The organism is Paenibacillus sp. YAE3 (genome assembly GCF_057546105.1).
On record NZ_BAAIYF010000005.1, the window covers coordinates 202146 to 226813 of the forward strand.

The 24668-nt window shown below is 53.6% G+C and carries 23 protein-coding genes; 10 read left to right on the forward strand and 13 right to left on the reverse strand.

The window, feature by feature from the left end:
* Nucleotides 1-80: 80 nt before the first annotated feature.
* On the reverse strand, nt 81-2264 hold the full coding sequence (locus AC27KL_RS11825) for an alpha-galactosidase (RefSeq protein ID WP_487169792.1): 2184 nt from the start codon (nt 2262-2264) through the stop codon (nt 81-83).
* A gap of 291 nt (nt 2265-2555) precedes the next feature.
* On the opposite strand from AC27KL_RS11825, the gene AC27KL_RS11830 reads away from it, so the two are divergent.
* The gene (locus AC27KL_RS11830) at nt 2556-3395 is read left to right on the forward strand and encodes an AraC family transcriptional regulator (RefSeq protein WP_036710372.1); all 840 of its coding nucleotides are present in this window, start codon (nt 2556-2558) and stop codon (nt 3393-3395) included.
* Nucleotides 3396-3582: 187 nt separating this feature from the next.
* Here AC27KL_RS11830 and AC27KL_RS11835 read toward each other — a convergent pair whose 3' ends face one another.
* Nucleotides 3583-5025 (reverse strand): MFS transporter, encoded by a 1443-nt coding sequence (locus AC27KL_RS11835; RefSeq protein ID WP_487169793.1) that lies wholly within the window; start codon nt 5023-5025, stop codon nt 3583-3585.
* 212 nt (nt 5026-5237) lie between these two features.
* Nucleotides 5238-6152 (reverse strand): radical SAM/SPASM domain-containing protein, encoded by a 915-nt coding sequence (locus AC27KL_RS11840; protein WP_487169794.1) that lies wholly within the window; start codon nt 6150-6152, stop codon nt 5238-5240.
* Nucleotides 6153-6367: 215 nt separating this feature from the next.
* Here AC27KL_RS11840 and AC27KL_RS11845 point away from each other — a divergent pair, with 215 nt between their 5' ends.
* The 5 genes from AC27KL_RS11845 (at nt 6368) to AC27KL_RS11865 (ending at nt 10621) form a co-directional block, all read left to right on the forward strand.
* Nucleotides 6368-7198 (forward strand): protein-glutamine gamma-glutamyltransferase, encoded by an 831-nt coding sequence (locus AC27KL_RS11845; protein WP_246536594.1) that lies wholly within the window; start codon nt 6368-6370, stop codon nt 7196-7198.
* A 181-nt stretch (nt 7199-7379) separates the two neighbouring features.
* Nucleotides 7380-8630 (forward strand): methyl-accepting chemotaxis protein, encoded by a 1251-nt coding sequence (locus AC27KL_RS11850; RefSeq protein ID WP_487169795.1) that lies wholly within the window; start codon nt 7380-7382, stop codon nt 8628-8630.
* Nucleotides 8631-8738: 108 nt separating this feature from the next.
* Nucleotides 8739-9392, forward strand: a complete 654-nt coding sequence (locus AC27KL_RS11855; protein WP_487169796.1) for a TetR/AcrR family transcriptional regulator — start codon at nt 8739-8741, stop codon at nt 9390-9392.
* A gap of 78 nt (nt 9393-9470) precedes the next feature.
* On the forward strand, nt 9471-9815 hold the full coding sequence (locus tag AC27KL_RS11860; protein ID WP_244873139.1) for a helix-turn-helix domain-containing protein: 345 nt from the start codon (nt 9471-9473) through the stop codon (nt 9813-9815).
* Complete coding sequence (locus tag AC27KL_RS11865) at nt 9737-10621, forward strand: IS3 family transposase (protein ID WP_212958463.1); 885 nt, start codon at nt 9737-9739, stop codon at nt 10619-10621. The genes AC27KL_RS11860 and AC27KL_RS11865 overlap by 79 nt, the downstream gene beginning before the upstream one ends.
* 76 nt (nt 10622-10697) lie before the next feature.
* Here the strand turns inward: AC27KL_RS11865 and AC27KL_RS11870 are convergent, their stop codons facing one another.
* The gene (locus AC27KL_RS11870; RefSeq protein ID WP_487169797.1) at nt 10698-11444 is read right to left on the reverse strand and encodes an SDR family NAD(P)-dependent oxidoreductase; all 747 of its coding nucleotides are present in this window, start codon (nt 11442-11444) and stop codon (nt 10698-10700) included.
* A gap of 175 nt (nt 11445-11619) precedes the next feature.
* Nucleotides 11620-13386 (reverse strand): ABC transporter substrate-binding protein, encoded by a 1767-nt coding sequence (locus AC27KL_RS11875; RefSeq protein WP_487169798.1) that lies wholly within the window; start codon nt 13384-13386, stop codon nt 11620-11622.
* Between the two features lie 125 nt (nt 13387-13511).
* Between AC27KL_RS11875 and AC27KL_RS11880 the strand changes: the two genes are divergently transcribed.
* A complete protein-coding gene (locus tag AC27KL_RS11880; protein ID WP_340998538.1) occupies nt 13512-13709 on the forward strand; it encodes a hypothetical protein in 198 nt (65 codons plus the stop codon).
* 174 nt (nt 13710-13883) lie between these two features.
* Here the strand turns inward: AC27KL_RS11880 and AC27KL_RS11885 are convergent, their stop codons facing one another.
* The 5 genes from AC27KL_RS11885 to AC27KL_RS11905 are packed head-to-tail and all read right to left on the reverse strand — an operon-like array spanning nt 13884 to nt 18408.
* Nucleotides 13884-15356 (reverse strand): HAMP domain-containing sensor histidine kinase, encoded by a 1473-nt coding sequence (locus AC27KL_RS11885; protein WP_340998537.1) that lies wholly within the window; start codon nt 15354-15356, stop codon nt 13884-13886.
* Nucleotides 15335-16030, reverse strand: coding sequence for a response regulator transcription factor (locus tag AC27KL_RS11890; protein ID WP_340998535.1), 696 nt, complete (start codon nt 16028-16030; stop codon nt 15335-15337). The genes AC27KL_RS11885 and AC27KL_RS11890 overlap by 22 nt, the downstream gene beginning before the upstream one ends.
* Before the next feature lie 25 nt (nt 16031-16055).
* Nucleotides 16056-16826, reverse strand: coding sequence for an ABC transporter permease (locus AC27KL_RS11895; RefSeq protein ID WP_340998533.1), 771 nt, complete (start codon nt 16824-16826; stop codon nt 16056-16058).
* Between the two features lie 14 nt (nt 16827-16840).
* Nucleotides 16841-17683, reverse strand: a complete 843-nt coding sequence (locus tag AC27KL_RS11900; RefSeq protein WP_340998531.1) for an ABC transporter permease — start codon at nt 17681-17683, stop codon at nt 16841-16843.
* Nucleotides 17680-18408 carry an ABC transporter ATP-binding protein gene (locus AC27KL_RS11905; RefSeq protein ID WP_340998529.1) on the reverse strand — a complete coding sequence of 243 codons (729 nt, stop codon included), beginning with the start codon at nt 18406-18408 and terminating at the stop codon, nt 17680-17682. The genes AC27KL_RS11900 and AC27KL_RS11905 overlap by 4 nt, the downstream gene beginning before the upstream one ends.
* Nucleotides 18409-18586: 178 nt before the next feature.
* Here AC27KL_RS11905 and AC27KL_RS11910 point away from each other — a divergent pair, with 178 nt between their 5' ends.
* The 3 genes from AC27KL_RS11910 (at nt 18587) to AC27KL_RS11920 (ending at nt 21348) form a co-directional block, all read left to right on the forward strand.
* On the forward strand, nt 18587-19360 hold the full coding sequence (locus AC27KL_RS11910) for a class I SAM-dependent methyltransferase (RefSeq protein WP_340998527.1): 774 nt from the start codon (nt 18587-18589) through the stop codon (nt 19358-19360).
* 289 nt (nt 19361-19649) lie between these two features.
* Nucleotides 19650-20018 (forward strand): hypothetical protein, encoded by a 369-nt coding sequence (locus tag AC27KL_RS11915; protein ID WP_340998526.1) that lies wholly within the window; start codon nt 19650-19652, stop codon nt 20016-20018.
* Nucleotides 20019-20085: 67 nt separating this feature from the next.
* Nucleotides 20086-21348: an FAD-binding protein gene (locus AC27KL_RS11920; RefSeq protein WP_487169799.1), complete on the forward strand. Its 1263-nt coding sequence runs from the start codon at nt 20086-20088 to the stop codon at nt 21346-21348.
* 100 nt (nt 21349-21448) lie between these two features.
* Here AC27KL_RS11920 and AC27KL_RS11925 read toward each other — a convergent pair whose 3' ends face one another.
* From AC27KL_RS11925 to AC27KL_RS11935, 3 genes are all read right to left on the reverse strand, one after another.
* Nucleotides 21449-22585, reverse strand: a complete 1137-nt coding sequence (locus AC27KL_RS11925; protein ID WP_487169800.1) for a zinc-dependent alcohol dehydrogenase — start codon at nt 22583-22585, stop codon at nt 21449-21451.
* A complete protein-coding gene (locus AC27KL_RS11930) occupies nt 22518-23180 on the reverse strand; it encodes a DUF3841 domain-containing protein (RefSeq protein ID WP_487169801.1) in 663 nt (220 codons plus the stop codon). Before AC27KL_RS11930 ends, AC27KL_RS11925 begins: the two co-directional genes overlap by 68 nt.
* Nucleotides 23181-23471: 291 nt before the next feature.
* The gene (locus AC27KL_RS11935) at nt 23472-24662 is read right to left on the reverse strand and encodes a GTP-binding protein (RefSeq protein WP_487169802.1); all 1191 of its coding nucleotides are present in this window, start codon (nt 24660-24662) and stop codon (nt 23472-23474) included.
* Nucleotides 24663-24668: the final 6 nt, after the last annotated feature.

Below are 24668 nucleotides of genomic sequence, written 5' to 3' on the forward strand. Positions count from 1 at the left end.
AAAATGCCCCTTTTCTCTCAAAAAGGGGCACCGCTCTCCATGGATTGTATTTCCTTCGGGCGTTGGCTGAATTCTCTATGTCAGCTCTTCCCGGGCTTTATGGCTTGAAGCCTGAACCATCTGCTTTCGTAGTCTTTTTGTTCGTAAGCGAGAGGCAGCCCCAATTTCATGAGCCTGTCTCCTCCGATGATCGACTTTTCTCCGCGATGTCCCGACTGCACCTCGTATTCCAGTTCCGGGTCCAGTCCGTCGAGCCGCAAGGTGCGTCGAGGCGGGTTCGGCACGGCCATCACTTGGAAGCAGAAGACGAGAGCCTCCCCTTTGTCTTCCGAAACGAACATCCAAGCCGACTCGTTTCCTTCAAACGGACTCTTCAGCCGGTACAAGTCGCCTTTTTGCACTAAACCGCGAATCTGCTTGTAGAATGCGACCTGGTGCTTAACGGTCTCTTTTTCCTCCTCGGTGAATTTCGTTAGATCCAGTTCGTATCCGAAATTGCCGGACATCGCCACATCGCCACGAAAATCGAGGGGCGTCATCCGTCCGACTTGATGGTTCGGAACGGCCGATACATGCGCTCCGATGGCGCTTACCGGATAAACGAGGCTGGTGCCGTATTGAATCTTGAGACGTTCCACCGCGTCGGTGTTGTCGCTTGTCCAGGTTTGAGGCATGTAATGCAGCATGCCGGGATCGAAACGTCCGCCGCCGCTGGAGCAGCTTTCGAACAAAATATGCGGAAAATCGGTGGTAATTCGCTCGAGCAGCTCGTACAACCCAAGCACGTAACGGTGTGCCGTTTCCGCCTGGCGCTCCGGCGGCAGGTCGGCGGAGCCGATTTCCGTCAAGCCGCGGTTCATGTCCCATTTGACGTAAGCGACCGGCACGCTGGAGAATATCGCGGACAACGAGTCATAGATATAATCGCGCACTTCCTTGCGGGTATAGTCCAGCACTAACTGCCACCGGGCTTCGGTCCGCCGCCGCTCTGGAACATGCAGGCACCAATCCGGATGCTTCCGGTACAGTTCGCTGTCCGGCGAGATCATTTCGGGCTCGAACCATAGTCCGAATTTCAACCCCAGCCGATTGATGCGTTCCGCGACGTCCGCAAGTCCGCCCGGCAGCTTCCGGCGATCCTCGTACCAATCGCCCAAGGATGAATTGTCGGCATCCCGTTTCCCGAACCAACCGTCATCCAGGACGAACAATTCGATGCCTAATTTAGCCCCTTCCTCGGCGATCGCGACCAGCTTATCCGCATTGAAGTTAAAATAGGTCGCTTCCCAGTTATTGACCAGTATCGGCCGTTCTTCGTCCCGATACTTCCCTCGGCACAGCCGGGTTCGATATAAACGGTGATAGGTCCGCGACATGTCGCCCAGCCCTTGTCCGGAGTAAACCATGACGGCCTCCGGCGTTTGGAAGCTCTCCCCGGGACTTAGCAGCCATGCAAAGTCAAAGGAATTGATGCCGATTCCAAACCGCGTGGAACCGAACGAATCCACTTCGGCCCCCGCCTCAAAGCTGCCGCTGTACACAAGGCTGAAGCCGAAGGCCTCGCCATGGTATTCCGTCGTTTCCTTCGCGACCAGCGCAGCGAAAGGGTTGAACTGATGGCTGCTGATGCCCCTTTTGCTGTCGATGCGGGTTTCGCCCTGAAGAAGCGGCCTGCGGGTGATGTTGCCTTCCCGAGCCCAGGCTCCGGAAAGGTAGACCATCTCCATCTCTTGTTTGCCGGTAATATCGACGCTTGCGCTCAGAGCGCGACGAATGCGAAGCCCTTCTTTCCCCGCGTTCGACAAACGGGCCGAGCGCACGATCACGTTTCGATCCGCGAAAATCGTGTAGAGGAGAACTACCTGTAGTCCCGAATAGGCATCTTTCAATATCAGCTCGAGCGTATCCGCCTCGGATTCATCCTCCGCGTAAACCGCCGGCAGTCCGGGCAGCGGCGGCTTGCCCTTGCTGATCCGGTAACCGTCGTACTTCAGTTCCGTAATCCGCGTTCCGTCTTCAAGTTCGACCTGGTAGGCCGGGTTACGAAAGTCTCCGCTGCCATACTGCGGATATTCTTGGGGCAGCCGGTCCAATCCCGCCCCCGCCGGGGTGTGAATCAGCAGATCGGGCATCGATTCCCGGTGCTTCAGTCTGCTCCCCCAATATACATGCACAGGATATCCATCCACGATTTGGATAAGATAGCTCATGTCGGTCGACTGCAAATGAAACAGCCCCGTTTGCTCTTGAACCATTACGCCCATGAAAAAAATAACTCCCTTCCAGATCATACTCCTCGGAAACCCATGCCAAAAAAAGAGGCGCTATGGAAAAATCCCCTTTGCCACGCACATTGGAACATTCGTTTCGTCTTGCCCAACAGAGTATATTGATCGATGAGTAATATGAAGCCGACATGGTTTAAAGCTTGATCCATTTGCTTTAAAACGCCCTTCGGCTACAGAAATAATATATTAAATTCAAATATCGAGTACATGGCATGACCCTCATAAAATATGTTATAATGCTAGAAATTTTGCACAAGGAGATTGACGGTGATCGAATATTTGCCACGAAGCAAACATCACGCAGAGCTGCATCTTACTCAATTTGGCAGGGAGGATTGCACTCCCGGCCATTATTTTGGGCCCGCCGTAAGAAACCACTATCTGCTTCACTACATATTGGGCGGAGAAGGAATTTTCGAGGTGGGAGGCAAAAGGTACAGGCTGGGGAAAGGACAAGGATTTCTCATCATCCCCGATGTCGTGACGCATTATCAAGCGGATGCGGTAAACCCTTGGTCTTATTGCTGGTTTGGCTTTAACGGGACGCTGGCGGAATTCCTCCTTAAGCAGGCCGGCTTAACCATGGCATCTCCGATCCTTCATTACGATCGGGACGATATGATCGATCAGTATCTGCAGTTGATGATCGAGTCGAGGGAATTCCCTAAATCCCGGGAAACGCGGCTGACCGGGCTGCTGTATTTGATGTTATCGTCCCTTGCAGAGTCCGGTCCGCTAACGCTCCCCAACCCCCAAGAAAGCCAGGCGGAAATTTATGCGGAAAAAGTGAAGGATTTTATCGAGCTCAATTATGCCCAGAAAATCACCGTTGAGGACATCGCGCAATATATCGGACTCAACCGAAGCTATTTGTGCTCGTTATTCAAACAACGGACGAAGACGAGCATCCAGCATTATTTGATTCAATACAGGATCCGCAAAGCTTGCGAAATGATGGAAAACGCGGAGCTTTCGATCGGCGATATCTCCCGGTCTGTCGGCTATAACGACCCTTTGCTCTTCTCCAAAGTTTTTAAAAAGGTAAAGGGGGTCTCCCCAAAACGGTACCGGACGGAAGGAAAAATAACTTCGCATTCGACCTCATGATTGAATCCCGGCCGGCTGGTTCCCATGTCTTCAGCGGGTTCAATCATGAAAAAAGCCCGTCCCCTCCGGGTACAGGCTGCTCATACGATTTTAATTTATTTATCCCTGCGGTACATGCCGGCCAAGACCACGTTCCAACCTATTGCGCGGTTTTGGCCGGTTTTGCCTGGATGGCGACAGCCTTCCGTCACACTTTTCGTTTTCGGGGCAAAAACAAGGCGACAACCGCGCCGAGAAGGATGCCGAGCGCCGCGAGATAAATCGCCGTCCGGTTCCCCTGGGCTAAGGCATCGCGGAGAGCTACCCCCGACTGTTCCTGTATGCCCGCGTTGGCGACCGCAATCAAGATGGCCATCCCGATGGCGTTCCCGATGTTTAACGTGGTCGATGCGATCCCGGACGCTACGCCTTGGTCCTCCGGGGCTACGCCGCTGGAAGCGGCGATCCACATGCCGGTCCATGTGATGCCCTGGCCGATGCCGGAAATGACGAGCCCCGGAACGATCATCAGATAGCTGCTGCCGGTGTATGCGCCAAGCGGAATCAGCAAAGTCCCGACGATTCCGATCGCCATGCCGACCAGCAGCGTGCTTCGCGCGTCCAACCGGGTCGCCAGGCGTTCGCCGAGCTGCGTGCCTGCCGCAATCGCCAACGAAGGAATGATGAAGGCAAGCCCGGTTTGCAGCGCGCTGTATCCGTGCACGTTCTGAAAAAAGGTTGTCAGGAAGTATGGCAAAGCACCGAACGTTCCCATGTAGATGAATGTGATGACCATGCTGGCTACCAAGCTGCGGTTACGCAGAAGATGCATCGACATGAGCGGAGCGGCGCTTCGTCTTTCGATCAGGGCAAAGATCGACAGAAAGACCAGGGAAAGTACTGCGCTGACGATCGTTTCCCCGGAGGCCCAGCCCAATTCGGGCCCCTGTACAAGTACATAGACGAGAAGGGTAGCGCCTGCGGTTACGGTGGCGGCGCCGGGTACGTCGAAATGGCGCTTTTGCCTCCGTTTCTCGTCGCGGGGAATGACAAGCAGCGCAGCCAGGGCAACGATTCCCGCCAAAGGAACATTAACCAAAAAGACCGCTTCCCAACCGAATGCATTCGTCAATATTCCCCCCAAGATCGAGCCGATCGTCAGTCCGCTGGCGCCGGCGCCGCCCCATACGGCAAGGGCGCGGTTGCGGCGCGGGCCTTCCCCGAACAACCGGTTGAGCAGCGATAACGTGGACGGAAACAGAAACGCCGCTCCTATCCCTTGGATGGCCCGGGCGATAATGATCACAAGCGGATCCCAGGCCAAACCTCCCAATAGCGACGAAAGCGCGTAGAGGACCAATGCGAAAACAAACATTCGTTTTTGTCCGAGCAAATCGGCGGCACGGCCTCCAAGAAGCAGAAAGCCCCCGCAGAAAACCGTGTAGGCGCTGACGACCCATTGCAGCGACTGCTCCGAGAAGCCAAGACCATGGCCGATCTCGGGCAAAGCTACGAAAACGATATTGATGTCGAGCCCGTAGATAAGCTGCGCCAAAGCAAGCAGCGCCAAACTCCATCCCATGGCCCCCTGCTTGACGGCAGCCGGTTGAGTGGCAGAGCCGCTTAGGCGCGTTTGTTGATCGGTAGACATGAACGTATCACCCCTATATTTCAATTTTATTTGAAATGTCAACCGCCTTTACAAAATTATGCGACCGCTCGGGCTGCATGCCCATTTAAAGCACTAAAAAAGCCTGATCCACCAAGGATTCAGGCTTTGCGGCATGACGTTCAAGAAACGCCTCCAAACGATGGCCTCAACATTCCAGCACGTTTATATCCCGCCCTATAAATTTTTGATGATCATTTCGCGGCAGCTTCCTCCGCAAACCCGTTCGCCTTGTAGTTAAACCGCTTGCGGTACCCGCATTTCCGGCACAGCTCCTCCACCACTTCGCGGCGGGAGAAGCCGTCGACGATGTTGGTCGCGCGTTCCCCTTCGATGATGTCTTTGAAAGGCGTTTTGTAGATATTGCCGAGATTGATGACGCCTTCCCCGTCCAAACAGCACGGGATGACGGTGCCGTCGGCCAAGACGCCGGCCTGGTTGCGCAAACCGTGGCAAAAGCCCGGTCCGAAATCCTCTTCCGCGTACAAATCCGGCCACTCGAATTCATGGTCCATGTTGATGTAGATCCGGTCGGCGATTTTGACGCCTTTGCCGGGCTGGACCTTTTCTTCGATGTTATAATCCAGTCCGAATTCCTTTTCGATATAGGCCAGCATTTCGCGGTTCCGCTGCTTCTCCAGGTTCGTGGCGTTATCCATGTCCAGGTTCCACAATCGAAGCGACACGATCAGGTTCGAATTCGCGGTCGCTTCCTTGACGAAATTCAGCACCTTGGCGATGTAGGCGTCTTTGTCTTTGGAGCCGACATGCCCGTCGAAGCTATGCAGCGAGAAGTTCATCTGGCGAAGCGCCGGCTTGTTCATCAGCTTAGGCCCCGCTTTATGCAGCAGCGTCCCGTTGGACGTGATGTTCACTTTAAAACCTTTTTCATGGGCGATATCCAGCAATTGGTCGATGTGCGGGTGGAGCAGCGGTTCGCCTTTGACGTGAAAATAAATGTAATCCGTGTACGGCTTGACTTCGTCCAGCGTATGCCGGAATTGATCCAGCGTAATATATTGGGTTGCTCTGTGCGTAGGCGGGCAAAACGTGCAGGCCAAATTGCAGCGGCTCGTCAGCTCGACGTAAAACTTTTTGAATTTCTTCATTCTCGTTACTCCAGTCCGTTCCTCTATCAGAATCGATGAATTTTCGTCAAAATATAGTGCAGCTCTCACAAAAGTTTATATGAGAACCCCCGCAATCGCAACCATAACTCACTAAAACGGCCCGCATGCCGTCTTTTCATCCGTACATTTTGACATTTCTTGGCTTGGCCGCGACATATGCTCTACTTAGGTTAAGGAAAGGAGCGGGGTAAACAGTGATTCGAATCGGCAATGAAGAGCCCGTGCTGGAAACCGAAAATTGGCCGCCGTTATGGCAAAAAATTGTTCGCGCCAAAAAAAATAGCGCCTCCGTATACCGTTATGCATCGCTTGCTCATTTGCAGTTTGAGCTGAAACTAAGAACGGGCATCGTCGAAGCAGCCAAGGCGCTGAGGCGAAGCGGCGTGCAATTCGAAGATTTCGAACATTCCCATTGCAACGAGCGGTTCTGGCATTTGAACAACCGGGGAGGGTTCGAGCTCCGGTCCGATGTGACCCCGGCCGAAGGGATTCGGGATATTTTCGCCAACGGACCGCTTTACGGCTTCGAATGTGCGACCGCCATTGTGATCGTCCTGTATAAAGGCCTGCTGGATTGCATACGGGAAAAGGATTTCAACCGGATGTTCGCGGACCTGCTGTTATACGACTGGCATTACGACGCCGACCTGCGTCTCATCGAAAAGCAAGGCGCGTCCGAAGCGTTCCCTGGCGATGTCCTCTATTTCAAAAATCCGGACGTCAACCCGAGGCAAATCGAATGGCAGGGAGAAAATACCGTCAAGCTGGAAGAAGACCTTTATTACGGGCACGGCATCGGGATCGAATCGTCCCGCGCGATCATCGCCAAGCTAAACAGGCACCGAAAGCCGGGAAGCACCGTATCCGCGTATTTGACCGATCAGGTGATATCCCCGGATTTTCTGTATTTATCCCAGTTTGAAGGCGGCGGGCCGGGGGCGAACCCCGAATCATTCTACCAAACCTTCGCGCAGGAGCCGGGGATCGTCTCGCGGATCGGCCGCCGGCGGTATTGGATGGTTTGACCCTGGAAAAACGAAGCTGGCGCAAAATGCATCGGCTTCGTTTTTTTAACGGGAACGTTATCGAATTATGTCAAAAGAATCATTGATTTTGGCTCATTTTGTAAACGTTTTATAGACCTTTGAACCGTGTCGGTGCTATAATATGGTAGAACTAGTACATATTAAGGAGGCCTATTTTCCTATGTCGTGGTTGAAGAATCTTCCGCTTTCCCAACGGGTCATCGCCGGGTGTTATTTGGTCGCCGCCCTGTTCGCCCTTCCGGCGCTCGTTATTTTTATCGTGATCGGCAAGCTTGTGATCGGAATCGTGTTTGTCGCCGTCCTGGCCGCATTGACCTACCCGCTTGCCCGATACGTGGAGCAGACGCTCACCTCCTCGTTCGAAAACATCGCCAACGTGACCGCCGCGATCGCCAAAGGCGACTTTACGAACCGCGTCGATGAAACCGGCTCCATGGGAGACGTCAGCCGTTCGTTTAACAGCATGATCGACAAGTTGAAGAAAATATTAAACGAAGCCTCCGGCATTACCCGCCGGGTGATCGACGCCAGCCGCGGGATCGCGGACAAAAACCAGGAGCTGAAAACCGTCATGGCATCCGTCGCCTCGGCATCCAACGAGCTGGCCGTAGGCGCAAGCGAAATATCGCAGGACGTCGCCGGCATGACCGAATCGATCCAGGATATCGAATTGAAGGTAGGGAACTACGCCAAATCCACGAAGGAAATGAAAAAACAATCCGACCTGACGCTCAGCTTCGTGGAAAAAGGCCGCCAGTCGGTCGAAAAGCAGGCCGAGGGCATGCGCAAAAACGTCGAAGCCACGGAGCACGTCGCCCAAACGATCGACGCCCTTTCCAAAAACGCATACGGCATCCATAAAATCACCAAAACCATTTCCGAATTGGCCGAGCAAACGAACCTCCTTTCCCTGAACGCATCGATCGAGGCCGCCAGAGCCGGGGAGCACGGGCGGGGATTCGCCGTCGTTGCCCATGAAGTGCGCAAGCTGGCGGAAGAGTCGACGGCATCGACCCAGGAGGTGTTCGGACTCGTCAAAAGCATTGAGCAAGGCATCCGCGAAGCGATCGAAAACATTAAAGTAAACGAAGAAGTCGTGCGGATGCAAAACGAAATGATCCGCGAGGCGGAGCAGATTTTTACGAACATCGTGGAAAGCGTACAATACATAACCGAGCAGATCAACGCCTTCTCCAGCGAAAGCGACCAGATGCTCGAAAGCGCGCAGAAAATTTCTGCCGCGATCCAGAACATTTCGGCCATTACCGAGCAATCCTCCGCCGGAACCGAGCAGGTATCCGCTTCGATGAATGAACAGATGAAATCGATCGAAGCCGTCGTGGAAGAAACCGAAGCGATGAGACAAGCCGTATTCCAGCTGCAAAAAACGATTCAAATCTTCAAGTTCTAGCACCGAATCTCCGATTCTTCATTCCTTCGCCTGATTGAATCCTTCTCCGGTCTGTTATATGATGGATAGAATACAATGATATAGCAGGATTGTGGAGGAATGAAAAGTATGGCTTCAGAGCAACAGCAACGAATCGATCCGAGGGTCATACGGACGCAAAGGCTGCTCAAAAACGCGCTCTTTGATCTGCTGGAGGAACAAAACTACGAACAGGTTACCGTACAGGATATCGCCGACAGAGCCACCGTCAAACGAGCGACGTTTTATCTGCATTACAACGATAAACAAGACCTCGTGAATCAATGCATCGACGAGCTGCTGGCCGAATTGAGCGAATCGATCCGGAATTCGAACGACGATCCGATCCAATTCGATTTTTCCAGCGGACAAGCCCATCCTATTTTCATCCGGATGTTCAAGCATGTCAGCGAGCGTTTCCGCCAATACCAGGCCTTGCTGGTCAAAAACCGGATTGCGGCCTTCACCGCCGGTCTGCTGGATGTGCTCCACAACTTCATATCCGAGGGCATCAATATGACCGAGCCGGACGATTCCAATTTATCCGCGCGCAGGGAAGTCGTCATCAAATACGTGGAATCGGCGTTCCTGGAGCTTATTATTTGGTGGGTCGAAAACCAAATGCCTTACAAGGAAGAGGAAATGGCCGAAATGTTGATGAACTTGTCCATCCTTGGCCCTTATCGCGTCCGTCCGTTCGATAAAATAAAGCAATGGGAAAATAAAAATAACCCTGAAGGATAGTTGAAGTGCACCCCTTAGAATAGACATTGGAAAAACCCCTTGGTTTAACCGATGAATTTCTAGGGGGTGTATTTTTTTATGGCGATTAAAGGTCAAAAGTTTAAGACATATTCTGAGGAAATCAAAATGGAGGCCATCCGCCTGCACGTAGAGGAAAAATGGACATATCGGCAAATCAACGAACACTTAGGAATACAAGATAAGGATCGAATGAAGCGATGGATGCGTAAATACCGTGAGCAGGGTGAATTTGGTCTACTGGATCAACGAGGAAGGCGGAAGGAATATTTAGATCAGGAGCGATATGTTCAGCAGTTGAAACGGGAGAATGCGATGCTAAAAAAGTGTTTAGAAATCTGGATGCGGGAGGGAAAGAACAGCGTTTCAAGCTCATTGAACAAGCAGCGGACATCGGCCAAGTAGCTGATTACTGCCAACTCCTTGGCGTCTCTAGAAGTGGTTACTACGCATATTTGAAGCGGAAGAACAACGACCGAGACGCCGAGGCTAAACGACTCATCCACACGGTGTATAAACGCTACGAAGGAAGGTATGGCTACCGGCAGATCCAGTTGTTCTTGTGGCAGGATGAAGGTGTATGGATGAACCACAAGAAGGTGCTTCGCCTTATGCAAAAGCTCGGTCTTCAAGCCAGCATTCGCCGGAAACGTCGATTTAATATGACATACCAGGCTGCCGAGCGTGTAGCTGATAATTTGCTTAAGCGAAATTTCACAGCCGAAAAACCAAGCCAGAAATGGGTGACGGATGTGACTCAATACCGGATAGGCGAGCGCTGGTTGTATCTCTCGGCAGTGAAAGACCTATTCAATAACGAGATTGTGGCCTACCAACTTAGCGAACGCAACAACAATGAGCTGGTCCTCCAGACCTTCGCCAAGGCATTTGCAAAGCAAAAAGACGTGACCGGATTGATCGTTCACAGCGACCAAGGGTTCCAGTACACGTCTCATGCTTACCACGACATGCTGCCAAAGGTTGGCGCCCAAATCAGCATGTCTCGCCGGGGCAATTGCCTAGACAACGCCTCCATGGAGAGTTTCTTCTCGCATCTCAAAACGGAAGGACTCTATCCCTATGATATACGAAATCTGGCAGAGGCACAAAGACGAATTGAGAAATACATAAGTTTTTACAACCGAAGACGACCACAGCGTAAATTAAACAAACTGACGCCGGTAGAGTACCGACGCCAGTTTCAAGCTTAGGTGTTTTTTCAATGTCCACTAAATGGGGTCTTGACCAAGTCCTTCAGGGTTATTTTTATTTGTTCCGTCAGACGGATTACAGGGCCGTCCAGCCGCCGTCGATGACAAGCTCCGCGCCGGTCATGAAACGGGATTCGTCGGAAGCCAGGAACAGCACGCCGTAAGCTACGTCTTCTGGATTGCCGAAGTAAGGAAGCTGCGTAAACGTTTTGTAATACGGCTCCGCTTCCCCGAACGTGCTGGCCGTCATCGGCGTGACGATGATGCCGGGGTGCACGGAGTTTACCCGGACGCAGTCTTTCGCATATTCGACGGCCGCCGCTTTCGAAATCGAACGCAGCGCGCCTTTCGCAGCGGTATAAGCGCTGGAACCGGCCATGCCGACAAGGCCGCCGATCGAGGAAATGTTGATGACGGAGCCGGAGCCGTTCTTTTTCATCTCAGGAATGGCATATTTCATGCCCAGCATGCAACCGTTCAGGTTGATGTCCATCACTTTGTTCCATTTGTCCATCTCCAGGTTGGCGATGGTCATCGTCGAGGAAACGCCGGCATTGTTCACAAGAACGTCGACTTTCCCGAATTGTTTGACGGTTTCTTCGATGATGGATTTCCACTCTTCTTCCGAAGCTACGTTATGCTTGAAGCTCAGGACTTCCCCGCCGCTTTGCTTGATTTCGTTCACGACTTCATGCAATGCCGTTTCGTTGATATCGGTTGCGACCACTTTGGCGCCTTCCCGGGCGAACAATTTCGCTTCCGCGGCCCCCATGCCGTTGCCTGCGCCCGTAATGACGGCGACTTTGCCTGCCAATCTTCCCATGTCCATCTTCCTCTCTATGTGGTACATCGTCATCAATGTAATCGATTACGATCCGATTATACACCCGCTCGTCTATTTTGTGAAGTATTTTACACTATGTCATTTAATTTGAACGATTCGGAACGCGTTGCTGAAACCAAAAAAAGAACCCCTATGAAAAGGAGTTCCCCCATTTTTAATCATGTTTTTCGAGCCAAACGTCCTTAAAATCGACCCAACCCAGCGGATTCAGGCTCATGCCGTGCACAAACGGATGCAAAAAGGCATTCAGGTGCCGATGATAAAGAAAAATCACCGAGGCTTCGTCACGCAAATACTGTTCGATTTCCCGGAACGTCATGCGTCTGTCTTCCCTGTTCTCCGCCCCCAAGGCGTCGTCGATCCGAGCTTTGATCCAAAGCAGTCGCTCTTCATCCAAGTACAGCCGCAATACGCTGGCCCCGTTCTCATAAGATTCGATTTCGCACACTTCGTCTTCGGCGAGGACGATGCTGGTGACGGTGCAGTCTGCATCCTCCCAGTCGCGGTGGTTCTGGATGTCGGCGCGGATTCCCCATTCCGACAACCGTTTTTGAATCCATGCCGCGTCATCCTTGTATTTGTCATACACCGCCAGCCGGATGACCGCCCCATCGTATCCGGATTCTTTTAACGCGGACTTCACGCGTTCCGGCCGAACCGGATCGATGACCCTGCCTCGGCTTTCGTCCGGCCGGTATCCGAAAGCAGGGATGGCACGCGGGCCTCCCAGGTCCGCAATCATCTCGCCGGGATGCAAAATCATCCGTACGGCCCGCCGAAAGGCTTCGGACTGCTGCGGACCTTCCCTGTTCACATTCCAGGACAACATCGTACAGCCCAGCCTTAAACCTGTACCCCGTCCATCTCCTTCGTCCTGCCTGTACCGGTCCCAGGTATGCAAAACCGATGTAAAGCCGATCGCTTCCGGGTCGCAGTCCGCCGGCATAATGACGATATCGACGCCGTCCAAATACGGGCGGCCCTGATAATATTGGGAATGCGCTGCAAGCTCGATGCGATGTTTGGAAAAAGAAACGACGCGAAACGGACCGGTGCCTAGCGGCAAGTTCCAGAAGCTCCCTTCCTCCTGACCGGCGAAATCGGCAGGCAGGATCGAAGCCCCGACCGAACACATGAACCTGTCAAAAATGCGGTTCGGTTTGCGCAGCCGGATCCGGACGACGCGCGGCCCCAGCGCCTCGATCGTTTCCGCCTCCCGGAGAAGCCACTTGTTTTCCGCATGGTTGCGCAGCCGCTCAAAGGAAAACAGCACGTCGGCGGACGTCAGCTCCTGGCCGTGATGAAAACGGATGCCCTTGCGCAAATAAAAGGTCCATTCCGTCGCATCCCGATTGGCTTCCCAATGATGGGCCACCCCGGGCACGATCCGGCCCAGCCGCTCGTCAAAAGCCAACAGCCGGTCGAAAATTTGCCGCTGAAGATGGGAATCAAACGCGAAGCTTGCGGCTGCCGGGTCCAGCGTCCGAGGCGGATACAGGACGGGAAATATCAAATTGTCGGTTGCATGGGAGCCCTCGGCTCCTTCTTCTTTTTTGTAGCCGAAATGGCCGTTCAGCCAATCCAGAAACTGCTCCTTTGCCTGCGTTCCGCTTCCGTATGCGCCAAGCGTTTGAAAAGCCTGCCGATAATCGCCGCTTTTGGCCAGCTCGACGACCAGGTTCAGCAAAAACTCCTCTTTGCCTGCTAGGAACGTAATTCGCGAATAATTGCCCCTTCCCCGGCCGGGAAGCCATTGAACCCACCCTTCATCCACGAGCTTCCGCAAAATCAGCTTTGCGTTTCGCACGGTGCAATATAAGGCTTGCGCCAAATCCTCAAGCGTCACTTCGATCGGCATGCCGCTTTGTTTTCCGTCCGAAAACCGGCTGTGAAGCATTAAGTATTGTTCTTTAATTTGCATCGAACGACCCTCCTGAAAGCAATCTCCGGCGTAAAAGGGGAAAACCATTTCCGAAAGTATACTCTTTTTTGCCCCTTTTGAACAGCGCATAATGAGAGCAACCCAATAGAAGCGGAGGAGAAGACATGCTCGAACATTATACGTTTCAAAAGCTGCTTGAATACGAACAGGCGGAACGCAACAATCCCGTAAACATCCGGAGGGAACAAGAAAAACAAATGATCTACGAGGCAACCCGAACCAGGAAGGCCCATGACAAATGGTATGTCATGCCGCTAAGGTTGTTCCGCAAATCGCATCGGCGCCAAAAATACCGAACCTGAGCGAAACCCGGGCCCCGAGTCCGTTTTATTAGGCTTATGGCAAAAAAGGCACCCTCATGATCGAATCATGAAGATGCCTGGGCCGGGGGCTACCGTTTCCCCTTTTCAGGGGCCTGTTTTTCCGCCGGTCCATCCGGCGAACGATAAACGTGGTCTCGAACCGCCGTTTCTTTTTCATCTTTTGCAGGCAAGTTCGTCCGTCCGGATCGTAAAAACCATGCAAGCCCCGCCCTCCCTGCGGTTCGACGCGCGGATGCTGCCTCCGTGTTTCTCGACGATCACTTTTGCGGTATGCAGGCCAAGGCCCGTTTGCCCGTTGTCCCCCCGATAAAACTTTTCGAACAAATGCGGAAGATCTTTTTCGGCAAAACCCGAGCCATTGTCGCATATCGCGAATCGCAGGCCGGACGCGTTCCTTTCGATCCGAACGCCGAGCCAGCCGCCCTCCGCGGGCAAATACCGGAAGCTGTTGGCCACCAGGTTGTCCATGACTTGGCTGATGCGCTGCACGTCCATATATACCGTCTCCCCGCCGCCGGGAGCAGAATCCTCGTATTCGAAGCTGAACCGGACCTGCCGGGAACGGCACATGAAGCCGATCTCCCGCTCCTTGTCCTGGATGAACTGCCGCAAAGCAACCTGCGCCCCGCGAAGCGGAAAGTATTCCAAATCCTTTTCGGAAGCGATCTGTATGTCTTGGATCAGGCGGTTGACCCTTTGAATGTTATCCTCGATGACTTTCAGATGGCTTTCGGCTTGGCTCCGGGACATATCGGGCGTATCTGCCAGCAGCTCCACGTTGCCTTGGATGACCGTCATCGGCGTGCGGAAATCGTGGGCGATCGCGTCCATCATGTCCCTGCGTTCCTGCTCCAGCTTCCACTCCCTCAGCAAGGCGTCCTTAAGGGCGCTGCGCATGTTTTCAAACGATTCGGTCAGCATGCCCAGCTCATTGTCCGCCTGATAGCTGATCGTAAAGTCGAGATCCTGGTCGCGGATGCGTTTGGAGGCATCGATGAGATTATGCACGGGTCTGGCAATCCGTTTTCCGAGCCTCGCCGCAAACAGATACGTAAACAACGCGACGTATAAAAACGGCGAAACGACGAAGTACAGGACGATGGCGAGGTTGATCCAGTTGGAACCCGACGCGGCCGTGGTCGCTTCCAGCTTATAGCGGAATACCATGGCCCCTTTTAGCTCCCCTGCCGCCGACATGACGGGCACGCTCCGGACAAACATCCCGCCAAAAGCCGGCGTCGTCCCCGCGCTTTTGGTCGTATTCAGGTTCTCGATCAACGCTTGACTCGTTTGAAACTTGCGTTCCCGCATCGTTCCATAGAGCGGATTCCCGGAAAGGTCGACCGCCTGGTACTGGATTCCGTCGCCCGGAATCCGTTTTTCCAGCTCCGCTCGGCTTGTCGGGTCGAGGATCGCGTCCCCTTGCGATTTGACGTATGCCACGAGGGAAGGGATTTTGTTTTCATAGCTGTTCGCCGGGCGTATCCATTTGTTCGAAACGATCCAGCCCACGCCGAAGACAAGCGTAATGGCCGTGCACGCCACGCTGAAAACCATGATCCACACGAAGGTGAGAATCAGCTGCCGCTTGATGGGCAGGCGTTCTACGAATCCGATCTTTCCCATTTGTAGCCGACCCCCCAAAGCGTGGAAATATAGCTGTTCAAAGGATCCCTCGAGCCCAGCTTGGCGCGGATCTTCTTGATATGCTCCGTCACGGTGCTTGCGTCTCCGCTCGCTTCAAGCCCCCAAATCCGGTCATAAATTTGTTCCTTGGAAAAAACTTGCCCGGGATGCAGTGCCAGCAGCTCGACGATATCGAACTCTTTGGCCGTCATCGGTACGACCGCGTCGTTGACATGCACCTCCCGGCCTTTCAAATTGATGCGCAGCCGTCCGTACCGGAGCAGGGACCGCTCCGCGGAGCTTTCCCGCATTCGCCGGCTTCCGCGCAGATGGGCAGCCACTCGCGCTTTTAGCTCCCGAAGGCTGAACGGCTTCGTAATATAATCGTCCCCTCCGATGGACAGCCCTTGGATCCGGTCCGCCTCCGTTTGCTTCGCGCTGACGAACAGGATCGGGCAATCCACCTCGTCGCGGATCATCTGGCACAGCTCAAATCCGTTCATGCCCGGCATCATGACGTCAAGAATGATCAGATCCGGCGCCTGGCCGAGTTGATTCATCGCTTCGATTCCGTTGGAAGCGGTCAGCACCCGGTACCCCTCCGCCGTCATGGCCTGCTCCATCAGCGACACGATTTGAGCCTCGTCGTCTACGATCAGTATTTTGTCCTGCATGTAAAACAAACTCCCTGCTTCCGGGCTATTTCACCCAGTTTCTTCGGTTCCACCACAACATTGTAACGGCAAAACCTAGAAATATACAAACCATTACCGGCAAAAGAAAGGCATGAACGTACCGGCCGGCCATCCATTGAAAAACGGTGCTCATCCCTATCAGCAAAAATCGGAGCGCATCCGAAACATACAGGCCGCCCACTGCCACTCCGATCCAGCCGAGATAACAGATGATCGGGCTTGGAAGCAAGGTGCACAGGGCCGCGGTCACGCTTAACTGCGCGAGCAAAATCAGCATGAACAACCCGTAGGATTCCAGGTTATACAGGAATGCGCCAACCGGGCCGTAAGCGCGGTCCGGGTTCAGGTACACGACGGAGTCCACGCTTGGCTTGAGCAGATGCCCGGCACCTTCCCCTATGACAAAGGTTACCGCCACAAACAGCAGCAGGATGACGGCCAGATTGATCCATTTTGCCGCAAACAGCCGCAGGATCGAAATCGGGCGGATCAGCACCAGACGCAGCTGGCCCCCGTGATATTCCCCGTTAAAGCTGTCGATCATCAGGATCGGGCCGATAATCAGCACCAGAAAAAACGAGACTTCCTTCAGCAAAAAAAGCGAAAAATTTTGTGCGGTCAAAGGCACCGACGATACGTTATCGAACGCGCCGAACGACTGCACGCCCAAGAACAGGCAGTCGAGCAGCACGATCGCAACGAACATCAGCAGACTGACGAAGGTTTTTTTCCGTTTCCATATCCGCTGCCAGTCGCTTTGCAAAAGCTGCATCATGATCCATTTCCTCCTTATATAAAACGATCCGATTTGGTAAAGATGAGGCGGGCGGCGGCCGTAAACAACGCGACATATCCCGCAAGTATAAGCACCATCCACAGTCCGGCATGCCATTCTCTTGCCGCTGCGCTGCCCGACAGCATGACCGCGATCCCGCTAAATTGGATTTCCGTCAGCGAAACGTATTTCAGCATCGCGGGCCAGCCGAACCCCGTGACGCGGTTGAACAGGTCATAGATGAGCGGAAACCCGAGGGAACAAAGCAAAAATCCCATGCCGAGGCCAATGGCCGCGGTCGACGAACGGGAGATGACGCCGATCGCGATAAATACGGATGCCGTCCCGACGATCGAGGCATAAGCCATTCCGTAATAGCTGAGCGTATAACCGATCATGTATCGGCTTGAAACGGCATGATCGTAATAAAACAACGTCTGCTGCGGCGAAGATTCGAAAAATACGTACCCGGCGACGACCGCCGCAACCAAATAGACGACGAAAAACAAAGCCATCATGGATGCAAACGCCAGCCATTTGGCCCAAAAAATTTGCGAGCTGCCGTATGCCCGCAGCATGACGAGCCGCAGCTGGCCCGAACGGTATTCCTCCGTAAAGGAAAAAGTCAAAAGCACAAGCGCCACGACGTTAAACACGACGATCAGCTGCTCGATCATGGCCATGACCGGAAAATTTTCCGCCGTCGTATGCTCGGGACTTCCAAGCGGAAAGGACGCGTTATGGCCAATGTAATATTTAGCCGTCAGGGCAATGATCAGCGGTATGGCGATCAGGAACAGCCAGGCGATTTTGCGTTTCCATAACCGTTCCCACTCGCTGTGAAATAAAGCCATCATGTGGTCATCATCTCCACGAAATGGTCTTCCAGGCTGCTCGTTCCGGCCATCTCCAGCCACGCTTCCTGCGTGCCCTGCCATACGAGCCGTCCTTCCTTGATGATGACGAAGCGGTTGCAGATCCGCTGCAGTTCGTCAAGCAGATGGCTTGATACGAAAAAGGTGATCCCGTACGCCTGGTTCAGCTTCAAAATCAGGTTGCGCAGCTCGCGAATCCCCATCGGGTCCAGCCCGTTGGCCGGTTCGTCCAAGATGATGAGCTTCGGGTTTCCAAGCAGCGCTTGGGCAATGCCGAGGCGCTGCTTCATGCCCAGGGAATAGGTTTTGACTTTATCGCGTCCGCGTCCGTCCAGCCCGACGGTAGCCAGGACCTCGTCGACGCGGGCCGCGCGTTTTTCTTTCGGGATGCCCGCATGCAGTTTCGCGAGGTTCAGCAAGTTGTCCCTTCCGGACATATATGGGAAAAAGATCGGCGATTCCACGATGGCTCCGACCTGGCCAAGCGCCTTCATCCGGTCCCGCTGCACGTCGAAACCTTCGATGCGGATGGTGCCTTCGCCCGGTCTGACCAGCCCCGTAATCATGCGGATCAGCGTCGTTTTGCCGGCGCCGTTCGGGCCGACGAAGCCGCAAACATCCCCCTGCATGATTTCAAAGGTCATGTCGCTTACAAGCGTCCGCCGTCCTGCTTTTTTGGTTACATGTTCGATTTCCAGTACTTTCATAATCATTTCCCCTCCTGGGATTGATACTAGAGGGCAATTCTAAAGAATTTATAACGTCCGCCGATTTTCTTCGAAAACGTAGCCAATCGGCTTCGAATGTTTTATAATACATATAAATCATCCCGTTTTATAAAACATAGTTTCATTCCATGAAACTTAAAAAGGAGGAGTTTCTGTTATGCCGATGGATTTTCATGATCCAAGAAACCAATCTTCTTATACGACCCGCGTTGCGGATGCCTCTTGGCTGGAGCTCATTGCCAAGCAGGTGGAACTGAAGGGAAAACGGGCGGCGGATATTGGCTGCGGCGGAGGAATCTACACGAAAGCACTGCTTGCCCTTGGAGCCGAGCATGTCATCGGCGTCGATTATTCGGCGGAAATGCTGCAGGGGGCGAAACAAAACGTAGGCGAAACGCAAGAAGTGGAATGGATTCAAGGTGCTGCGGACCGGACGACGCTGCCTTCGGAGCATGTCGATGTCGTGCTGGAACGGGCGCTGATCCATCACTTGACCGATCTGCAGGGCTGTTTTCGCGAAGGGCATCGAATTTTAAAGGCAGGCGGCATGCTGATCGTGCAGGACCGGACGCCGGAAGACAGCGTATTGCCCGGATCGGATACCCACATCCGCGGTTACATTTTCGAAAAATTCCCTGGGCTTATGGAAACGGAGAAATCCCGGAGGCATCATTCGGAAACGGTGACCGAAGCGCTCCGCGAGAGCGGTTTTTGCGATATTCGCGAGCTGAAATGGTGGGAGCCGAGGAAAGTGCATCCTGACCCCGAGGCGTTGTTCGAGGATGTGCGGCGGCGAACCGGGCGTTCGATTTTGCATGAACTTTCGGACGGGGAACTGGATGAGCTCATTGCCTATATGCAAAGCAAGCTCCAAGGATCCGGCCCGATTGCCGAAAAGGATCCTTGGACGATCTGGTTCGCGAAGCGCTAAGGCGTCATCGGCGGCTGCCCGGGTTCGGGCAGCTCGTCTTCGACGGAAACAACAGCTTTTGATTTTCGCTCATATACATATTGTATTTCGTAATGACCTTCGACCCGGTGTCCACTATTTTCTCAGAAGACCCTCCGTAAGAACGGATTGACCGGCGTCTCTGATTCAAGAAGGCCTCCTTTCGTTTAAAATTCAGTAAAAACGTTCTTGCCGCCCGGGCACATCCGCCGAAAGCTCCGGGAACACGCAAGATGCGCAAAGCGCCAAGGACGAAGGAGGAATCTGACTTATGGATACCGATAAAAAACGTTATTATATTTCCGTCAGCCATCATTTGATTCAGGACGCCCCTTACGAATCCGCCGAATTCGAGGTGTTGATGACCGAAGCGGAGAAGACCAAGCTGATGGATAAGCTGGAGGATCTGAACCGGGAAGACGAATATACGTTCAAGCGCGCGTTTATTCCCTATAAATCGGCCGACCATGACGACGCGCCGCAGGAATTTAACGATAAACTGATCGACGTGTACGCTTTCCTGCACGACATCGGGGACGAAAAGACGAAGCGCACGATCGAAGGCATGAAAATCCTAGGCAAAATGCGGCACACCGACTACGACCACGAAGGATACGAGGATTCCCCTCTCAACAAATAGGTTGAGGCCCTGTACGCCCCCTGCTATCATAGGTTTATAGACTTTTATACCGAATGGGAGCGAGCAAATGGACCAAAAACGGAATTGGGCAGGCAATTACACGTACAGCGCTTCAAAGCTTCATATCCCTGAAACGATGGAACAGGTGGTTGAACTCGCGGCCGCAAGCCGCCGGATCAAGGTCGTCGGAACGCGGCATTCATTCAACGGAATCGCGGACAGCCCGGAAACCCAACTGTCGCTCGAAAAGCTGAACCGGGTCTTGGCGCTGGACCGCCAAAACCACCGGGTAACGGTCGAAGGCGGCATCCGCTATGGGGATCTATGCCGTTATCTGAACGAAGAAGGTTATGCGCTTCATAATTTGGCATCGCTTCCGCATATTACGGTCGCAGGGGCCTGCGCAACCGCAACGCATGGCTCCGGGGTGAACAGCCGCAATCTGGCCGCTGCGATCCATGCGATGGAAATCGTCGGGGCGGACGGAGCCGTCATGCGCTTCTCCCGGGACGCAGGGGACGAGATCAATGGAGCCGCCGTTGGTCTTGGCGGACTCGGAATCGTCACGAAAATGACGCTCGACGTCATCCCGGCGTTCGAGATGTGCCAGTACGTATACGAAAATCTCCCCTTGGAGAATTTGGAGCATCACTTTGACGAAATCGCCTCTGCCGCTTACAGCGTCAGCCTGTTCACGGACTGGAAGTCGTCCTCCTTTAATCAGGTCTGGCTGAAGCATCGGACGATGGACGGCACCGCCTCCGCCATGGGGCCGACGTTTTTCGGCTCGGTCAGGGCTGCGGGAAATGTTCACCCCGTGGCAGGATTTTCAGCGGAAAACTGCAGCGAACAGCTGGGCGTCCCCGGACCTTGGTTCGAGCGGCTCCCCCATTTCCGGATGGAATTCACCCCAAGCGCCGGGGAGGAGCTGCAAAGCGAATATTTTGTGCCCCGAGCATTCGCCTACCAGGCTTTATGCGCGTTGGACGGACTTCGGGAACAGGTTGCCCCTCTTCTTTATGTTTCCGAGGTTCGAACGATTGCAAAAGACGAATTGTGGATGAGCCCTTGTTACCTGCAGGATTCGGTCGCGATCCATTTCACCTGGAAGCCTGACTGGCAAGCCGTGCAGCGAGTGCTCCCGTTGATCGAAGAGCGGCTTGCTCCATACGGCGCGCGTCCGCATTGGGCCAAGCTGTTTACGATGCCGCCCGTCCGCTTGCGGACGCTTTACGAACGGCTGCCGGATTTCCGCAACCTTCTTCTTCGCTGCGACCCTGAAGGCAAGTTCCGAAACGATTTTTTGGATGCTTATGTGCTGGGTGACTGATGAGAGTGAGAGAATAAATCATACGGAATGAAGCTAAATGACCGTTCGAAAGAGAGCCCGTTCTTATGGAACGGGCTCTTTCGCAAGTCACGGCTGCAGTTTATGGTTTGAGCACTACTTTGATGCAGTTGTCCTCTTTGTTGTCGAAGATGTTGTAGGCATGCCCCGCTTCGGACATCGGAAGCCGGTGCGTAATGATGTCGGTGGCGTCCAGCTCCCCGGACTTGATCCATTGGAATAGTTCCGGCATATAGTGGATGACGGGTGCCTGCCCCATTTTGACCGTAATGTTCCGTTCAAACAAGTGGCCGAACGGGAACAGGTTGTATTTCAGCCCGTAGACGCCGACGACCGAAATCGTTCCGCATTTGCGCACGATGTTGGCCGCCATGTCAAAAGCTCCAAGCGAGCCGCCCTGCAGCTTCAGCGCCGTTTCGACCTTTTCGAGCGGGGTGCGCTTCGCATCCAGGCCCACGCAGTCGATGACGACGTCGGCTCCGCCTTTGGTCAATTCGATCAGCTGCTTGTCCAGGTCGTTGACCGCCCCGAAGTTGTAGGCTTCAACATGGCTGTATGTTTTGGCATGCTCCAGCCTGTAATCCACTTGATCGACGGCGATGACGCGTTTGGCCCCTTTTTTCCAGGCAAATCTCTGCGCGAGCAGTCCGACCGGCCCGCATCCGAGCACCACGACCGTGTCCCCGGGTTTTACGCCGGCGTGATCGACGCCCCAGTAGGCCGTCGGCAAAATATCGGACAAAAAGAGAATCTGTTCATCCTCCAGCTCCGCGTCTTTGGGTACGACGAACGGAACGAAGTTTCCGTAAGGCACCCGCATCAGTTCGGCTTGTCCCCCCGCGTAATCGCCGTAAGTCTTCGAATAACCGAAATATCCGCCCGTATCCCTGGCATCGTTTGCATTGTCGCATTGGCTTTCCATCTGGTTTTGGCAGTAAAAACATTGCCCGCAGGATACGTTAAACGGAATGATGACCCGGTCCCCTTTTTTGACGCGCGTCACTTCCGGTCCCACTTCTTCCACGATGCCCATCGGTTCATGGCCGATCACGTAATTGTCATGCATGCCGGGAATCAATCCATGATAGATATGGAGGTCTGAACCGCATATCGCGGTCGTCGTTACCCGGACCAAAATATCGTCCTTTTTTTCAAGCCCGGGATCCCGGACATCCTTCACTTCCACCTTTTTTCGACCTTGATACGTTACGGCTTTCATGCGCATCCTCCATGGCTTGTTTTTCCCTAGTTTGCCCAAAGCATGGAGGTTCATCCGACGCTTTCAAAACCGTTTCATATCTAGATTTACGAGTTGTAAAGTATTCGACCTTTTTAACCTGATCTAAGTTGACTCGTCCCGTCGTTCCTTGCAGCCATCTGCCGCCGCCAGTCCATTCAATATCTGTTTCCCTATTCAAATCAAAAATACGCTCCCAGCTTCGTTCTTTGGTTATAGTTAATTTACCATTGTAGAAGTCATCATCTTCTTTTTCGTCGTCTGAGCAAAAACCATCACTCAAAACGATATGCCATCGTTCAAAATCAGACACCAGAACATCGAAGTCATCAAGATCAAGGGTAAGGCGAACGCATCTAGTTCCACCTTCAAAGTGTCCTGTAGACCTCATATCAGGCTTTTTGATCCATAACCAAACAGGATATTCACCCGTATAATTGGGCAGCCTCATATTCATTTGATGCATCATCCATCGATAATGTTCGGGGAACATAGCGTGCTCAGCACTTCCCTCCAGATATCCCCTTTTTCGGGCCAATTCCCAAACTTCAACAGTCTGCAAGCTCCAATAAATCATTTGCTGAGTGTTCCTCCAAGGATCTTTATATTTTTGGCTATCCTTCCCTAGAAATTTCGTTACGCAGCTCATTAATTGTTTAAGCTTTCCTTTCTTATTTTTACATAACTTTATTTATCTTCAAGAGTGACTCATTAAAATGAAACTCAACGCGAGGTTGGAAGGCAGCTAACTCATGATGGCAACGTAAAAACACCTCCAAGTTGTCCTCCACATCATGCGACATGGTTCCTATCACTTGAAGGTGTTTTAATTTGTCTTACCGCTTGCCATCCAGGCCGCTTATCCGCTTTATAGCTCTACCCACGGCAGCGGATTTCGGAACCGGGCCCAGTCCATCTTCATTTCCTCCGGCGTCAGCAGGCAGGCATCCAGCTGTTCCTCAATGGCCTTGCGGTCCATATCGATGCCGATCAGAACGATTTCGTTCATCCGGTCGCCCCAAACCGGGTCCCATTTGCTTTGCAGGTTCGGTTCGGCCGCCAGAATCTCCTGCCGCTCGGCTTCCGGCATGGCGGCCAGCCAATACCCCGCAGGGCCGAACTGGATCGAAGGACCCGCTTGGCTGAAGGTGGCGGCCACATCGTCCTTCACCGCCAGCCATACCAACCCTTTGGCACGAACCACTTCCGCCGGCCAGTCCGACAATGCCGCGGCGAGACGTTCCGGGTGGAAAGGGAGGCGCTTGCGATAAACGAACGAGCCGATGCCATATTCCTCCGTTTCTGGCGTATGGTGATCTTTTTCCAGCTCCTGTATCCAGCCGGCGGACAGGCTCGCTTTTTCGAAGTCGAACAATCCCGTGTTCATGATTTCGGCGGGATTCACCCGCCCGCCCACGGTGCGTATGATTTTGGCCGTAGGCTGCAGCTTGCGCAGCAGTCCCTCGAGGCGGTTCAGATCCTCTTCCTCCACCAAATCGCATTTGTTTAGCAGCAGCACGTCGCAGGTTTCGATTTGGTCGATCAGCAGGTCGACGACATCCCGATCGTCGTTGTCTCCCGAAGCCTCCGCCCGGTCAAGCAGCGATTCGCCCGAGGAAAAGTCCTTCCAGAACCGGTAGGCGTCCACCACGGTTACCATGCAGTCCAGCCGGGCGTGCTCCGCCAGGTTAATGCCGGACGCTTCATCCGCGTAGCTGAAGGTTTGGGCCACGGGGATCGGTTCCGAAATGCCTGTCGATTCGATCAAAATATAGTCGAACCGCCCTTCCTCCGCCAGCTTCTTGACCTCCTGCAGCAAATCGTCCCGCAGGGTGCAGCAGATGCAGCCGTTGGACATCTCGACGAGTTTTTCTTCGGTGCGCGACAGGCTCCCGCCCGACTGCACCAGCGCCGCGTCGACGTTGATTTCGCTCATATCGTTGACAATCACGGCTACCTTCACGCCTTCGCGATTGTTCAGGACATGGTTCAGCACGGTCGTTTTGCCTGCCCCCAGGTATCCGCTCAGCACGGTTACCGGTATGATTTTGTCAGCCATTTTCTC